The sequence below is a fragment of the Acinetobacter sp. 797_lipA genome (assembly GCF_058243025.1).
On record NZ_JBZAYQ010000001.1, the window covers coordinates 439322 to 455276 of the forward strand.

Annotated in this window: 12 protein-coding genes and 2 pseudogenes; 8 read left to right on the forward strand and 6 right to left on the reverse strand. The window is 43.2% G+C overall.

Going from position 1 to position 15955, the window contains the following annotated elements:
- The first annotated feature begins 122 nt into the window (after positions 1 to 122).
- The gene (locus tag AC4CU2_RS02115) at positions 123 to 1613 is read left to right on the forward strand and encodes a flavin-containing monooxygenase (protein WP_490768202.1); all 1491 of its coding nucleotides are present in this window, start codon (positions 123 to 125) and stop codon (positions 1611 to 1613) included.
- Positions 1614 to 1751: 138 nt separating this feature from the next.
- Positions 1752 to 2543 (forward strand): alpha/beta fold hydrolase, encoded by a 792-nt coding sequence (locus tag AC4CU2_RS02120; protein ID WP_490768203.1) that lies wholly within the window; start codon positions 1752 to 1754, stop codon positions 2541 to 2543.
- A gap of 34 nt (positions 2544 to 2577) precedes the next feature.
- On the opposite strand, the gene AC4CU2_RS02125 is transcribed toward AC4CU2_RS02120, so the two are convergent.
- Entirely contained in the window at positions 2578 to 3750 is a 1173-nt protein-coding gene (locus AC4CU2_RS02125) for an acyl-CoA dehydrogenase family protein (protein WP_490768204.1), read from the reverse strand.
- A 192-nt stretch (positions 3751 to 3942) separates the two neighbouring features.
- Here AC4CU2_RS02125 and AC4CU2_RS02130 point away from each other — a divergent pair, with 192 nt between their 5' ends.
- The 6 genes and pseudogenes from AC4CU2_RS02130 to AC4CU2_RS02155 form a co-directional block, all read left to right on the forward strand.
- Entirely contained in the window at positions 3943 to 4200 is a 258-nt protein-coding gene (locus tag AC4CU2_RS02130) for an FAD assembly factor SdhE (RefSeq protein WP_005401275.1), read from the forward strand.
- 5 nt (positions 4201 to 4205) lie between these two features.
- Positions 4206 to 4592, forward strand: a complete 387-nt coding sequence (locus tag AC4CU2_RS02135; protein ID WP_126035203.1) for a protein YgfX — start codon at positions 4206 to 4208, stop codon at positions 4590 to 4592.
- Positions 4593 to 5112: 520 nt separating this feature from the next.
- Positions 5113 to 6150, forward strand: a complete 1038-nt coding sequence (locus AC4CU2_RS02140; protein ID WP_490768205.1) for a hypothetical protein — start codon at positions 5113 to 5115, stop codon at positions 6148 to 6150.
- Positions 6151 to 6221: 71 nt separating this feature from the next.
- Entirely contained in the window at positions 6222 to 6794 is a 573-nt protein-coding gene (rrtA, locus tag AC4CU2_RS02145; protein WP_126035205.1) for a rhombosortase, read from the forward strand.
- A gap of 182 nt (positions 6795 to 6976) precedes the next feature.
- Positions 6977 to 8573 (forward strand): annotated as a pseudogene (locus AC4CU2_RS02150) (TRAP transporter large permease subunit); the annotation flags it as partial.
- 146 nt (positions 8574 to 8719) lie between these two features.
- Positions 8720 to 9259: pseudogene (locus tag AC4CU2_RS02155) on the forward strand (TRAP transporter large permease subunit); the annotation flags it as partial.
- Between the two features lie 411 nt (positions 9260 to 9670).
- Here AC4CU2_RS02155 and AC4CU2_RS02160 read toward each other — a convergent pair.
- The 5 genes from AC4CU2_RS02160 to rnr are packed head-to-tail and all read right to left on the reverse strand — an operon-like array spanning position 9671 to position 15839.
- Positions 9671 to 10090, reverse strand: coding sequence for a hypothetical protein (locus AC4CU2_RS02160; protein ID WP_490768206.1), 420 nt, complete (start codon positions 10088 to 10090; stop codon positions 9671 to 9673).
- 12 nt (positions 10091 to 10102) lie between these two features.
- Positions 10103 to 10315: a YheV family putative zinc ribbon protein gene (locus tag AC4CU2_RS02165; protein WP_201707169.1), complete on the reverse strand. Its 213-nt coding sequence runs from the start codon at positions 10313 to 10315 to the stop codon at positions 10103 to 10105.
- Positions 10316 to 10367: 52 nt separating this feature from the next.
- Positions 10368 to 12410, reverse strand: a complete 2043-nt coding sequence (locus AC4CU2_RS02170; RefSeq protein ID WP_490769198.1) for a M3 family metallopeptidase — start codon at positions 12408 to 12410, stop codon at positions 10368 to 10370.
- 52 nt (positions 12411 to 12462) lie between these two features.
- A complete protein-coding gene (locus AC4CU2_RS02175; RefSeq protein ID WP_490768207.1) occupies positions 12463 to 13344 on the reverse strand; it encodes a VanW family protein in 882 nt (293 codons plus the stop codon).
- Between the two features lie 56 nt (positions 13345 to 13400).
- Positions 13401 to 15839 carry a ribonuclease R gene (gene rnr, locus AC4CU2_RS02180; RefSeq protein WP_195729068.1) on the reverse strand — a complete coding sequence of 813 codons (2439 nt, stop codon included), beginning with the start codon at positions 15837 to 15839 and terminating at the stop codon, positions 13401 to 13403.
- Between the last annotated feature and the right edge of the window lie 116 nt (positions 15840 to 15955).

A 15955-nucleotide genomic window follows, 5' to 3' on the forward strand; every position in this document is an offset into this window, starting at 1 on the left:
TACAATCTTTGTATTTTGGCCTGTAGTGACATATTTTACGAAAGATCTGCTTAAACTTGACATTGTGTATTGTCAATTTTATGGTTTAATAAGAACAGAATATAAGACAGGATAAAAACAACATGGATAAGCACGTCGATCTGCTCATTGTAGGTGCTGGTATTTCAGGCATTGGCCTTGCGGCACATTTAACCAAGCATTGTCCACAACGTTCGTTTGAAATTATTGAACGTCGTGACAGCTTTGGTGGAACATGGGATTTGTTTAAATACCCAGGTATTCGTTCTGATTCAGATATGTCGACCTTTGGTTTTAATTTTAAACCGTGGCAACAAGCCAGCGTTTTGGCAGATGGTTCTTCGATTAAGGGCTATTTGGCGGAAGTCATTGATGAACAGAAACTCAAAGAAAAAATTCATTTTAAGCATCGCGTACTCAGCGCCAATTATGATTCTGCTCAGAAAAAGTGGCAGGTAGTGATTGAGAATGCAAAAGGCAAAAAAGAAAACTGGATTGCAAATTTTGTGTTTGGCTGTACAGGCTATTATAACTACGACCAAGGCTACCAACCTGATTTTCCAAATAAAGAAGTATTTAAAGGCGAGTTTGTAAATCCACAGTTTTGGCCTGAAAAATTAGATTATACAGGTAAAAAAGTGGTGATCATTGGTAGTGGTGCGACAGCGATTACACTGGTGCCTGCGATGGCCAAAGGTGGTGCGGCGCATGTCACTATGCTACAACGCTCTCCAACTTATATTGCTTCGGTGCCATCGATCGATTTTGTGTATGACAAAATGCGTAAAGTATTACCTGAAGATGTAGCTTATAAATTGACTCGTGCACGTAATATTGGAATGCAACGCGGGATTTATGCACTCGCGCAGAAGCAACCGAAATTACTCCGCCGACTGCTGCTACAGTCGATTAAGATGCAGCTCAAAGGTAAAGTGGATATGAAACATTTTACCCCAAAATATAATCCTTGGGATCAACGTTTATGTGTGGTGCCAGACGGTGATTTATTTAAAATTCTTCGTTCAGGCCAAGCCAGTGTTGAAACAGATCAGATTGAACGCTTTACCGAATCGGGTCTCCAATTAAAGTCTGGTCAGCATTTAGAGGCCGATATTGTCGTCTCAGCTACAGGTCTAGAAATTCAAATCTTGGGTGGTATACAAGCGACCATTGACGGTAAACCGTTAGATACCTCTAAACATATGTTGTATCAGGGCGTGATGGTCAGTGATGTACCGAATATGGCGATGATTATTGGCTATATTAATGCGTCATGGACCTTGAAAGTGGATATTGCATCTGAATATATTTGCCGCTTACTCAACTATATGGATCAAAAGCAGTGGGCTGAAGTGATCCCGCAAGGGGATGCGACAGAGCTGATGGAAGATACGGTCATGGGTAGTTTGAGTTCGGGTTATATTGCACGTGCTGCCAATGTGATGCCAAAACAGGGTAAACATGCGCCATGGAAAGTGAGCAATAATTATCTTGCGGATCGTAAGACATTGAAAAGTGCTTCTTTTGAGGATGGAGTACTGAAATTTGCTAAACGTGATGCAGCATTGGACCAGAAACCTAAACTGGTGTCTTAGGTTGAGTGGTTGATTTTAAAAGGAGCGTAACGCTCCTTTTTTATGGAAATGACTTTTGGGTGTTCTGTTTTTACTTTCTTAAACTGTAGGACTGGTAGATGATTTTAAAAACTTAAAAGATAAAGAATAGGGAATATTTTGAATATCTTAGAACAAAGTTACCAAGTCCCATCTGCATCAAATATGATTCATGCCAAAAAATGGCACACTGATGTAGCAGATCATGCTTTAGCCCCGATTATTTTAATGCACGATTCATTAGGTTGTGTGGCTTTGTGGCGGGATTTTCCTGCCCGACTGGCACAAGCGACCGCGCGAGTGGTCTATGCCTATGATCGCTTAGGTTTTGGTTTATCCGATGCGAGTAAGCAGCCACTGGCATATAGTTTCGTTATCACTGAAGCAGAACAGACCTTTAAAGCTGTATTGGATTATTTTTCGATCCAGAATTTTGTCATCCTCGGGCATAGCGTGGGTGGGGGGATGTCTGTTGCGATTGCTGCGGCGTATCCAGAGCGTTGCCAAGGATTAATTTCAATCTCAGCACAGTATGCGGTTGAAGCGCTGACACTGAAGGGGATAAGTGAAGCAAAAATTGGCTTTCAACAAGCGGGACAAATGGAACGTTTAGAGAAATATCACCCTGAAAAGGCGCAGTGGGTGCTTGATGCATGGACTGAAACATGGCTATCACCCATTTTCCAAGATTGGAATTTGGCCAGTTTGATTGATGGTGTGTATTGTCCAACTTTGGTTATTCATGGTGAACTGGATGAATACGGCAGTACGGCACAACGCCAGCAGATTTTTGAAGGGGTGTCAGGGCAGGCTGAACTGCACATATTAGAAGGTTTACATCATATGCCACATAAAGAGCAACCAGAGTTGGTGGTTGCTTTGATTGCGGAGTTTCATCAAGCACATTGTTAAAAGTAAAAGCCCATCCAAAGATGGGCTATTTGAGTTAAAGAGAACGTGAAATGAGCTCTTTCATAATTTCATTGGTTCCTGCATAAATGCGATTGGCACGATTATCTAGATAAGCTCGTGCAATCGGGTATTCCAGCATATAGCCATAACCGCCATGCAGTTGTAGGCATTCATCGACAACTTTAGAAAACATCTCGGAAATTTTATATTTGGCAGCCGCTGCGGCATCAATGCCGAGACTCTCTTCCAGTTGCAATTGCATACAACGGTCGAGGTAAGCGCGGCAAAAATCGATTTCTGTACGTAACTCTGCTAGTTTAAAACGGGTATTTTGAAAGCTTGAAACTGTTTTTCCAAAAGCTTTACGCTCTTTGGTGTACTGAACAGTATGCGCCAGTGCTGCTTCAGCACCCGCTTGGCAGATAATGGCCACCAACATGCGTTCCCAAGCCAGTTCTTTCATCAGCATCATAAAGCCCATGCCTTCCATACCGAGCAAGTTTTCTTTAGGCACGCGTACATGATCAAAAAATAATTCGCAGGTGTCTTGTCCTTTCATTCCAATTTTATTGAGGGGTCTACCTTTACTGAATCCCATACGATCAGCTTCAACGATGATTAATGAGAGGTTGGCTGAACCTTTTTCGCTGTCGCCCGTCTTACAGACCACAATCGCCATATCGCAGAGATAGCCATTGGTAATGAAGATTTTGGAGCCATTGATAATATAGTCATCCCCGTCTAAAACAGCCGTTGTTCGTACTGCTTGTAAGTCTGAGCCTGTGCCGGGTTCAGTCATAGCAATGGCTGTGACGGTTTCACCCGAAGCCATCCGCGTTAACCAATAGTGTTTTTGTGCTTCACTACCAAAGTTATTGATATAGTTTGCGACAATGTCCGAGTGTAGTGAAAACCCAGTTGAGGAATCCATGGCATAGGCTTGCTCCTCAATCAAAATCATACTGTACAAGCGGTCTACACCTGAGCCACCATAAGCTTCAGGCATGGTGGCACACAGTAGCCCCATTGCACCTGCTTTATTCCATAGCTCACGATCGACATGCTGCTGTTGTTCATATTTTTCAATATTTGGAACAACTTCTTTGGCATAAAACTTTCGCACAGTTTCTCGAAATGCCTCATGTTCAGCATTAAATAAGTTGCGCGGCAACATATTGTTTAACGGGCGAATTGCGCCTGATTGCATGGAAGCTCATCCTGATGTTGTTATTTTGCTAAGAGAGTAGTGAAAAGCAGCACATGCGACAATGGACTGAATGCTCAAATCTATTTGATTTTTTGATGAGTTTTGCCAGTTGTTAAAATTGCGACATTTAACTAGTGGCGAGGGCAGTGTGATCGGTTAAACTAAGCCGTTTCAATTAATTTGGGGAATATAATGACTGAAGAAATGAGCTTGGAAGAACGTAAAGTAATCTACCGTGCACGTCGTGGTTTAAAAGAAATTGATGTGTATTTTGACCCTTATGTGAAAAATTATTATCTTCAGGCAGATCCTGCGGAAAAGGCCATGTTTGCTGCCTTGGTTGAACAAGAAGATCCAGATTTGCTCGATTGGTTTATGGAAGTCTCCGAGCCGCCGCACCCTGAAATGAAAACCTTGATTCAAAAATTAAAGCATTATGTACACGGATAAGTGCAATGGAACATCGTCATTTTCAACTTAAACCCAGCCGTCTGGCTTATGTGTTTCAGTTGTCGATTTATGCCGTTCTGATGCTGGTCTTGTATCAGCTACTTCCTTTAGGACTGTGGCTGATCGCTTTGGTTGCTGGCTTTGTGCTGTATTTGTTTTTTCTACGTGGGCCGCAACATTTTCAGCTTCAGCATTTAGATGGTCGTGATTGGTCTTTGTCACTTCAGAAAGAAACCAATGTGCAACGAGTGCAAATCAGCCATATTGTGGATCATCGTGCTTATATTGTGATTTATTTTCAACACTTTAGAGCAAAACCGATGTTGGTTTGGTGTGATCAGTTACCCATCACGCAATGGAAAGCCCTGAAAATACTCACTAAAATGCAATAATTGTTGGACAATTTTAACTCACGCAATTTAATTAAGTAATTGAAAAATAATAAGTATAAATATATAAAGTCTTACTTTGTCTGACATATCTGAAGAAACTGATGTGCTTTTTTGGATTGTCAGACAACTTTCCTACAGTTTTTTGATCTTAAAATGTACATTCAAATCACCAACAGCAAACAAGGAAAATCGTATGATGATCCCAACTTGGATGTTTCTAGTGGTAGCAATTGTGTTAGCGATTGTTATAGGACGATTAGGAACTGTGCTGAAGGAACGATTTGCACCAAACAAAGCCTAGCTAGGCTTCCCAGTTGATAAGTAGCATGTGCCGAACCGTCGCTATGCTACTTTTTTTTGCCTAAAAAAAAGTTGAGGCGTCATTTTAGTCAATTTTCCGCTTTTTATTTCATGGCAGAGTAGTGGTCTGATTTAGAGTAAATACTCTTTTCTTCGGAAAATGCTTCTGCTATGTTTGTCAGCATGGACACATACAATTATACAAATAGAGGACAGGAAAATGTCGCAAGTCCAAAAAATAGGCCAAGGTGTGGCTGTTGTAGTGCTTACAAGTTTATTATTTTCGGGTTGTTCACAAGTGGTTAAAACAGGCGCCAATGTTGCGCTCGGGTTTAGTGAAAAACATATAGTACCGCCTATTTTAGCCATGGAAGACGCTGAGATGGTGTGTAACTCAGGCAATGCTTTGACCCCTGCGATTATGTCGACCAAAGACATGGGGGCAGATCCAACGCGTGTGGCAGTTCTACTTTATTCAGCATCGGGTATTTGTGCGGAAAATCAGGCACTTGAGGCTGAGTTACGTTATTTGCGTGCCTCGAAAGCAAGCAATGTCTCTGAAGCACAGGATGCTCGAATTGAACAAAAGCGTTGGGCGGCGACTGCAGCACAACGCCAATATACGGGCTATCAACTTTTTCAAAACCGCTGGGAAAAGAAATATAAGAAACCATTGGGTGAAGGCTGCCCAAAAATGAACAGCGATTTGGATCAAACTGTATATATGCTGGGGATGTTGAGTGGGTTACAAGCCATGACCAATGATATTAACTCAGGTGGTGCAGTCAATGTTCCTAAAGACATTGCGGCGATTGTTGAACGTGGGATGGTGTGTCTAGACAATGAAAAGTTTTGGGGTGCGCCGAATGCAACACGTGCGGTGATTTGGACCTTATTGCCAGGTGCGGGTGAAGGTAAACCTGATCCATATCAGACCTTGAAACAATCGATGCAAATTGGAGAGCAAAAAGGGGTTCGTTTATCTCATGCAATGTATGCTATAGCGGCTCAAGCCAGTGGGGACGATGCCAAGATTCGTGATGCATTGAAAAGTTATGCGGCCTCTTATAGCGATGAAAAACAGAGCAATCCACAATTTAAACTGATTGATAGTATGGCCTCGAGTATGGTTCAGGGGATTTCAGATCGTTATTGGACTGAACACACGGGGACACGAACTGGGGATGGTGGTATGGCGCATTTCTGGGATGAAAAAGAAGACCGTTCTGAGCTTGATGAATTGTTTAGTGAAAGTTAACCAATTTTAAACTGAGCGGAAGCGCAGAAAAAATAACAATAAATGAATGAGCAACACGATAAGGACATGTGATGCATGATCAATTTCTGAATCGAAAAATTATTTTGATTGCGTTTGTCGTGTCGATCTCGGCATGCCTACAGATTTTTAAAGATCAATTTATTTATTGGCGAGTGGATATTTTTCCTGAAATTTGGCGCTTGTGGACAGCGCACTGGGTGCATGTGGGTTGGATCCATTTTACACTCAATATGCTGGCTTTTATGTGTTTGCCTTTTATTTTTCCGCGGGCCCGTGTCTGGCATTTTGTGGCTTTATTGCTGGTTTTACCGCCGCTGATTAGTCTCAGTTTTTATTATTTTCTGGGGGATATTGAAGCCTATGCAGGGCTGTCTGGTGTGCTGCATGGAATGTTCACTGCCATAGCGATTGTCCATTTGCTATACCGTAAAGAACGGATGTTTGCGAGTTTGGTGTTGTTTCTCATTTTAGGCAAACTAATTTGGGAAAATACCTTTGGCGAGAGTGCTACGGCTGAACTGATCGGTAGCCCTGTTTTGGTCGAGGCACATTTGTTGGGCGTGATCTGGGGAATTGTGATTGCAGCTTTGTATTTAATCGGGGTGAATCTATTTGATGAGTAATCTATTGACCTAAATTCTAAAAAGAAAATCCAGATTGTCATATTCAAAAATATAAATTTGATGCAAAGATAAACAAAACAAAAATCTAAAGGCATAGAGAAAGGACAAGCTCGAGCCGACTAAAACGACAGGTTCTACGGTGTATTGCGCCGAATAGAACGGTAATAAAAATAGGAAACAACATGCAGAATCATGGACAGCGCAGATCAGGACTCGATCTGCTGAAGTATATATGGACCGAGTGGATTTCTACTTTTTTCATTCTGATTTTACTGTTACTTACGCTATTAATTGGTACAGGTGAAATGATCCATGGCCAGTTGCTGCGTATGGGTGAGCGCTTATATGGCGATCCAGCCACAGGTATGCAGTATTCTTTTTTAAGGGCAGAGCCAGCCAAGCCAGAGTGTAATCGTCAGCCCAATGTGGATGCTATGGTCAAAACCCAAATGCAAGCCAACGCTGCAGATGAGTTCGCTGACTTCTTTGGTACGGCTTCGGAAGCTGATGTGCGTGCATCCATTTTGGCGGGTGTGCAGCAGTGTGAAGAAAAGTATCAGTTTTATGATAAAGCCATGCAACATATGGAGGCACATCCAAGTATTCGTGCCTATCGTAATTTTGAAACCACTTTTTTCGGTATTTTTAAATTCGGAACAGAAAATCGTGCCATTCTGTTGATTTTTATGGTGGTCTTAGCTGCGATTAGTGCCACCTTAAAAATCCATCATATTGGTTTGCGTGGCCCTGCGACTAAGCTAGATTATCGGGTTTATAGTTTCCTGATGACATTCGGTAATGGTCTATTAGCCTACTCGAGCATTAGCCAATTTAATTCAGTCAAAGATTCGGGTGTGCCGATGAATGGCGAAACCCAGCTGATTTATTGGTTGTGGATGATTCTGTTTTCGGTACTCACATTGATAAGTGTGTGGCAGCTGTTTAGCCCACCAAAAGAGGCTAAAGCTGGCGGACGTCTAGGCTTTGCTTTTCTGAGTGTGCCGCTGTATGCCTACATGGCTGTGATTACGGGTGTGGCATTTATCTTCTTCATGGACTACCCAATGGGGCAAGGGATTTACTTGGGACAGTTGGTTGAGTTCTCCAGTATTTTTCTGAATTTAGCACTCTTCATTTGGGCGGGGATGCTGCTGAAACAAACCCGTGTCGTGGATCTGTTCTTAAATATTTTGCGTCCATGGAATTTGGCTCCCGAAACACTCACCTGGTTGATTTTAATCGCTGCGGCTTTACCGACGGCATATACCGGTGCATCGGGGATCTTTGTGATTGCAGCAGGGGCGATTATTTATAAAGAAGTCTGGAATGCAGGTGGACGTCGTCAGTTTGCTTTGGCTGCAACGGCAATGTCGGGTTCGCTGGGTGTAGTTTTGCGTCCATGCTTATTGATTGTGGTGGTGGCATCCTTAAACAAAGAAGTCACGACGGACTTACTTTATCAATATGGTGTTTACACGTTCTTACTGACCTCAACACTGTTTTTAGTGGTTTCACTCTTCTTTGCAGAGAGTAAATTCCGCATCGCGGCACCGAGTTTGGCCGCACCGAAATCAGGGCGTGCTTTCTTAGCAGTTGTGCCTTATATCGTGATTTTTGTCCTCACGTGGATGTTCTATAAATTCTTATTAGACACTGACCTAAATGAATTTACTGCACCTGTGATGATGCCTGTGATTTTATTGATGATTGTGTTGTTTGATAAATTGCGTCATCAGCCTGCGCCTTTGCCTGCGGTGGGTCATTGGGATGAGATGCTTAGCGCAAATTATAATTCAAATGCTGAGCCTGCTTTAGCGGGTGCGCAAGTTGCCCATGCGGAATACCGTGAAGGGCTACATGGCAATGCGTCAGATGATGGACAAGTGGTGAATCATGGAGTGGTTCAATCCAGCTCCATGGACGTGTTACGCCAAGTCGGTTTTTGGAAGTCGATGCATATCTCGACCAGTGAAACTGTTGGGCATATTGGCGCTTTGGTCATTTTAATGGCACTTTCAGTCAGCGTGGGCGGATTGCTTGAACGTACGGAGGTGATGAGTTTCTTCCCAACCGATATTAGCAGTACGTTTATTGTTATTACTCTGATTGTGGGATTGATGGTCTTTGTTGGGATGATTATGGATCCGTTTGGCGCCGTGATCTTGATTTCTGCGACGGTTGCGCCTGTGGCCTATCAATATGGTATTCATCCTGTACACTTCTGGATGATCACCTTGATTGGCTTTGAGTTGGGCTATGTGACACCACCTGTGGCACTCAATCATCTTTTAGCAAGACAATCCATTGGTGATGCCGAGGTGAATGAGGCTGATGAGGAAGTGCGTCATTTGTCTTTCTATTATCGTTATGAACGTTGGATTTTACCATTGATCGTGTTGTTCCCAGCGATGCTGATCATTGCTTATGTTCCATACTTCTTTAAGTTATTTGGCTGGTATCACTAAGTTGTGAACTTGAGTTAGGCCATAAAAAAGCATCTTCGGATGCTTTTTTATGCTTGGGATTTTATTCATGATGATTTTAAGGAAAATGGTTTCTTTGCAGCGACTACCCACTCAAATCAAAACAAAGTACAAGGGTATTGTTAAGCGTCCCATCTTAAAAATCAGCCAGCACTTAAGCTCAATGAAAAGAATTAATCGACAAATAAAGTCTTTCTAAAAGATATCTTTGGTATGAGCTAGGGGCTGTGATGTATAGCGACTAGAGACTTTATTAGTGGAGGTGGTTCAAAAGAGATGATGAGTTATGTAATAGCTTAGTGCTGATTGAAAAGGTGGGTGAAGCAGCAGGGCAAAAAAAGACGTTAGCGTATCAGTCGATAAGCTAACGTCTTTAAAAATAACAACCGTATTTTACCGAGCAGCCAATTGGGCTTCTAACAGTTTAATTTGTTCTTCTTTGAGCTTTACCAGTTCATCGGCATCTTTGTGCTGTGCTTGCAAGCTCTTTTCCTGTTCCTTCAACTGGCTTTGAATATCGTCCAGTTTCGCCACTTCTTCTTTAGCAAGTGAGGCATTTTCAGGGACAGGGGCTTTTAAAATTTCTTCTTCGACCAATTTGATGGTGTTGTCAGCCATGGCGGTCGAAGCTGCTTTTTCAGCTTCTGGAAGCGCTTTGACGGTCGGTTGAATCAACTCCGCTTGGTGCAACGGTGTTGTAGGCTCTTGTGCAGTAAACAACCATTGATAAAGTGCAAAAATCGCAATGATTGCGACCAAACCTGCTGTAATACCCCAGAGTAATTTAGGGTTGTTGTGTTGTACGGACGACATTCGACTCAACCTTTATTCTTTGGATTGACGTGGTTTAAATTGAATGACCCCAACCTCGTCGGGGATAGCTGGGATCTGAGGCTCATTTACATGAGTCGGACGATTCTCAGAATAACCACAGTCGATACATTCAATCCATTCATCGTCATTCGAGGTAAGCATAACAACTCGATCCATCGCCTGACATTTAGGACATTTTGCACCTGCAATGAAACGACGTTTAATAGTCATTAGACTTACCTTCTGAACAATTTAGGCGCCTAGTTTACTCACTTTTTTAGCGGTTCGTCCAACCTTGATGACGAAGTAAAGCATCTATTTTTGGCTCGCGCCCACGGAAATTGATAAATGCATCAAGCGCTGTATCTTTTCCGCCAACTGCTAGAATAAACTGGCGAAATTCTTTTCCAGTGGCGGTATTAAAAATCCCTTCATTTTCGAAACGATCGAAGGCATCACTGGCCAAAACTTCCGCCCATTTATAAGAATAATAACCTGCTGCATAGCCGCCTGCGAAAATATGGCTGAAGCTATGTTGGAATCGGTTATAAGGAGTAGTCTCTAGAACAGCGTATTGTGCACGGATGTCATTTAAGGTGGCTTGCACTTGGTCCGCTTTCAAAGCTGGAGCTGCTTTATGAATGCTAAGGTCGAACAGCGCAAACTCAATTTGACGTAAACTTTGCATGCCGGATTGGAAGAAACGCGCGTCCAGCAAGGATTTCAGTAGATTTTCTGGTAAGGTTTCTTGGGTATCAATATGTGCACTGAGCAGGTCTAAGCTTTCGGTATCCCATGCCCAAAACTCCATGAATTGGCTTGGTAACTCTACAGCATCCCATGCCACGCCGTGTGTGCCTGCAACCGCAATATTGTCGACTTCTGTCAACATATGATGTAAACCATGTCCAAATTCATGGAACAATGTGATCACTTCATCATGTGTCAGTAGCGCTGCTTGATCTCCCACTGGTGGCGTAAAGTTACACACCATATAGCAAATCGGTTTTTGTAGGCCGTGCGTTGTTTGGGTGCGAGAGCGGAAACCACTCATCCATGCGCCACCACGTTTTCCCTGACGTGCATAGAGGTCAAAGTAGAATCCACCGACTACTACGCCTTGATCTTCGAGTTCAAAATAGCGTGCATCTGGGTGCCAAACGGGGGCTTCACGCTCCACAATTTGAATCCCATAAAGGCGATTCACAATGCTAAATAAGCCCTGCAAAATCTTGGGTGCAGGGAAGTAGGGCTTGAGTGCTTCTTGAGATAAATTGAACTGTTGGACTTTCAATTTTTCCGAATAATATGTGCTATCCCACGGTTTTAAATCCTCAATGCCATCTTCAGTGGCAATGGCTTTCAGCTCCGCCACTTCTTTGAGTGCAGGGGCGCGTGAATGTTCAGCTAAATCACGTAAGAACTGATCCACCGTTGCTACATTTGGCGCCATTTTGCTGGCCAATGAAAGCTCGGCGTAGTTGTTGAAACCCAACAGTACCGCCATTTCCTGACGCAGGCTTAAGATCTCTTCCATCGCCGCGGTGTTATCAAACTCAGCGTGTTCAGACTGATCAGATGCACGTGTGGTATAGGCACGATACAGTTCTTCGCGTAAAGGACGGTTTTCCGCGTAGGTCATAATCGCCAAGTACGATGGAAAGTCTAAAGTGGCAACGGGTTGATCAAGTTCGCGCTGCTGACCATATTGTTTTAACAGCTCAATACTGCTTTGTGGTAAGCCTGCCAGTTCGTGTTCCGCTAAAGGTTTGAAATAGGCTTGGGTTGCATCCAAAACATGGTTGGAAAACTCTGAAGACAGTTGTGATAAACGTGCCGAAATTTCTGCATAACGTTTTTTGGCTTCACCTTCTAAAGCCACCCCTGACAGTTTGAAGTCGCGCAGTGCAAGTTTAATCGCACTTTGTTGGGCTTCAGGGAGGTGATCAAATTGTGCAGCATCATGAATGTGTTGATAGGTTTGATACAGCGCTGTGTGTTGACCTAACTCGGTATAGTATTCACTTAAGCTTGGTAATAGTGACTGGTACACCTCACGAGTTTCAGCATTGTTCATCACGGCATTGAGGTGGGACAGCACGCCCCATGCTTCACTCATATTATTTTCTAAATGATTGACTTGTTCTAAGACTGCAAGCTGTGCCTGAATTGATTCAGGGACTTCGCTCAGGTCTTTTAAGAAATGTTGACCCTGTTGAATTGCCTGTTCGATCTGTTGTTGGAGTTGTACTAAGGTGATTTGATCAAACTGTGGAACAGGCAAGGTTGCTTTTTCTAATGTCATGCGTTTAAGCCAAATTAAATGTTCAGTTATCACTAGATGTAAGGGTGATGCCGCGGGAAATCAAGTTTTAATTGGTTTTGATGTTTTGCGCTGCTTGAAATTCAGCCCATGATGGGTAGTGCTGGTCAATGTGTGAGGGCTGATAAAGCACTTTGGCAAAGTTACGGGTCATGCATTCAGTTGCTAAGATTTCACCGCTTTTATATTTTTCTTTGCGGTGTCGCCAAATTTCGTTTTGTCGGTAGTAATCCGTCCCGATTTTTAGGAAGGCATGCTGTTGCTCAAACACATGGTAGACATAGCCTAAATCGGCGGAGCAGCGCAGTTCACCTTCTAAACATTTCTCACTAAACCACAGCCGAATTTGAAAGCTATGTGGGGTGGGATTGTAAAATTGATAATCGATATAGTTATAAAAAATTGCAGCGCCACTACCAAATGGAAGTATACGACCATGATCTGGGAAAGGGTCAAAGGAATGCTGTGAACGTTGTACCACTTGTAACGGGCTATGTAAGACAAGCCAGTGAATAAGATTGGCAATTTGGCAAATCCCGCCACCAATACCACCGCGTGCTTGACCAAAGCTGAGTTCCATTCCCTCAACATAGCCTTTTTGAGTTGTTGGTTGTCCTACCAACTGACAAAAAGAAAAAGTCTGTTGTGGGTGGATTAAAATCCCGGAAATACACGGACTGGCAATTTTGAGATTGATGACTTTATTGTGTTGCCAGTGTTGATCGCTGTCGCCTAATTTACGAATCAGAACGGACTGATGCTTTTTGACGCGAAAAGCCAAAGGGGCGTTAGAAAATGAATGCGCATAGTCTTTCCCATCTGTTTTCCATTGCCAATAGCGCATCATACGTCGGCTACGCGTGGCCATGAAATAAAGCAAGGGATGATATTGACTGATAGGTTTGCTTAAAAATAAACGCAAAAAGTTCATGTTGGCCCTATGAAAAAAGGTGCTAGGACATTAAGCCCTAGCACCTTTTACATCATTTACTCAGTTTTTGCTTTTGCATTTGATTTTTTCTTTTTAGGTTTCGACTTTTTCTTCACTTTATCTTTAACCTTTGTTTCAGACTTTGATGAAGATTTTTTACTAGGCTTTTTGCTGTAGGAGCTAGGTTGGGATTTATCTTTTTTGCGTCGTATGGGCTGGTCTCCACTGTTACTGGGAGAGGCGTTTGTCGACTCGCTAAAGACTTCTTCTTTACTTTCGCTTCGTGCTGTTTTGGCTTTGCCAACACGGGGCGCTCGACTACGTATGGGCCGACCACCATGTGAGAGTTGCTGCAATAATTCAAAATCAATTTTGCGGTCTTCTAAATTCACTGCTGCAACTTTGATTTTTACTTCATCGCCCAAGCTAAAGCTCTGACCGCGTGCCTGTCCAATCAAGCTCTGACTTGGTTGATCATAGACAAAGTAGTCATCGCCCAGTTGGCTGACATGGATCATGCCGTCAACATATAAGTCTTTGAGTGTCACAAACAGACCAAATTCCGCTACGGCAGAAATGGTACCGACAAACTCTTCACCCAAATGCTGCTGCATATAATGACATTTCAACCATGTGGTGACAGAGCGAGACGCTTCATCTGCACGACGTTCAGTCGCAGAGAAATGTTGACCAGCATCATCCAAAGCGGCCCCGGAAAGAGGTGCAGGTTTATGTTTTAACTTGGCTTTAATGGCACGGTGTAACAACAAGTCTGGGTAACGACGAATTGGAGAAGTGAAGTGCGTATACGCTTCATATGCCAAACCAAAGTGACCTGCGTTATTCGCGCCGTAGTAGGCTTGCATCATCGAACGTAACAGCACGGCATGAATACTTGGAGCATCAATACGGTCTTTGGTTGCATCAATCACGGCTTGGTAGTCTTTCTGAGTCGGCTGTTCTGGGAACGATAGACCTAGCAGTTTGACAAAGTCGCGTACTTTTTGAATACGTGAAAACTCAGGTGGTTCATGAATACGGTATAACATTGGCACATCATGTTGTAGCGCATATTCAGCCGCTGCCACGTTTGCCAACAACATACATTCTTCAATCAGTTTGTGCGCATCATTACGCGTACGCGGTAAAATTTCCTTAATGCCGCCCAGCTCATCAAAGGTCATGTAAGTTTCAACGGTTTCAAATTCCATGGCATGACGTTCAGCACGTAAACCTTTGAGGACTTGATAGAGTTGGAACAGGGTGTTCAAGGATTTGCGAACATCATGGTCTTCAGGAATGGCACTGCTGTCGCCTTCAAAGTACTGGGCAACATTGGTATAGGTTAAACGTGCCTTTGAGTGCATCACAGACGGGTAGAACTCAAACTTGGTGACGCGACCGGCACGTGACAGGTTTAAATCACAGACCATACATAGACGGTCTACATGCGGATTGAGTGAACATAAGCCATTCGAAAGAGCTTCAGGCAACATCGGTAAAACAAAGTGAGGGAAATACACCGATGTACCCCGTTCTTGAGCTTCATCATCTAGTGGTTTGCCTGAACGGACATAGTGACTCACATCTGCAATGGCCACCACCACACGGTAACCGCCGCCTGGACGTTTTTCTGCATAGACTGCGTCATCGAAGTCGCGTGCATCTTCACCATCAATAGTGACTAAGGCTAAATCACGTAGGTCAATACGACCTTCACGGTCTTGCGCTGAAGGCTCTTTAAAGCTCTCTGCTTCTTTAATGACTTCTTCTGGGAATTCATACGGCAAACCAAACTCTAAAATGGTTTGCGGAATAATAATTTCAGTATCGGCCTTGTCTGCCATCGATTGCACAATATGACCTGTCGCCAACTCATCTTTGGTTGGGTAGTCATCAATTGCAACACGAACCGAATCGCCCACTTTGACTTGTGCGTGTTCGATTAATTCTTTTTCTAAAGTAATCGGTTGGTGCGCATTCGGATTTGCTGGCTGAATAAAGTATTCACCGTCATGTATCGATACTTTACCAATGATTTGCTTCACACGGTGTTGCACTACTTCGGTAATAAAGCCCCAAGCTTTACCTTTGCGGTCCACTGAGGTTTGACGCACTTTAACACGGTCACCATTAAACACTTGGCGCAGTTCGCGTTCAGGTAAAAGTAAGTCTTCATGACCTGCAATATTCGCCGTGCCAAAGCCTTTACTATTGATGTAAACCGTTGCTTCATGTTCAGGTTGCTCTTCGGCAATTTGAAACTTAAAGCCATCTTTCATCAGTTGACCATCACGAACCATCGCAATTAAGCGATGGCTGAGCGCTTCAATGCTTTTTTGATCTGCAATTTCAAAAATTTCGACCAAGTCCGCATGCGATAACGCCGTCTTTTTTTCTTCGATGGTTTCTAAAATGAGCGTGCGGCTCGGAATAGGGTTGTCATAACGTTCAGCTTCAGCTTTTGCTTCAGGATCGACCCAATTTTTCATAATGTCTTTGGCTGTATGTCAGTAGATAGGATTAGCATAAGTCATGCGAAGACAGACTGCACGCAAATGATTGCAATATTGTGTTTTATGTCGGCAATTTAGAATATCTGCTGTTTTAT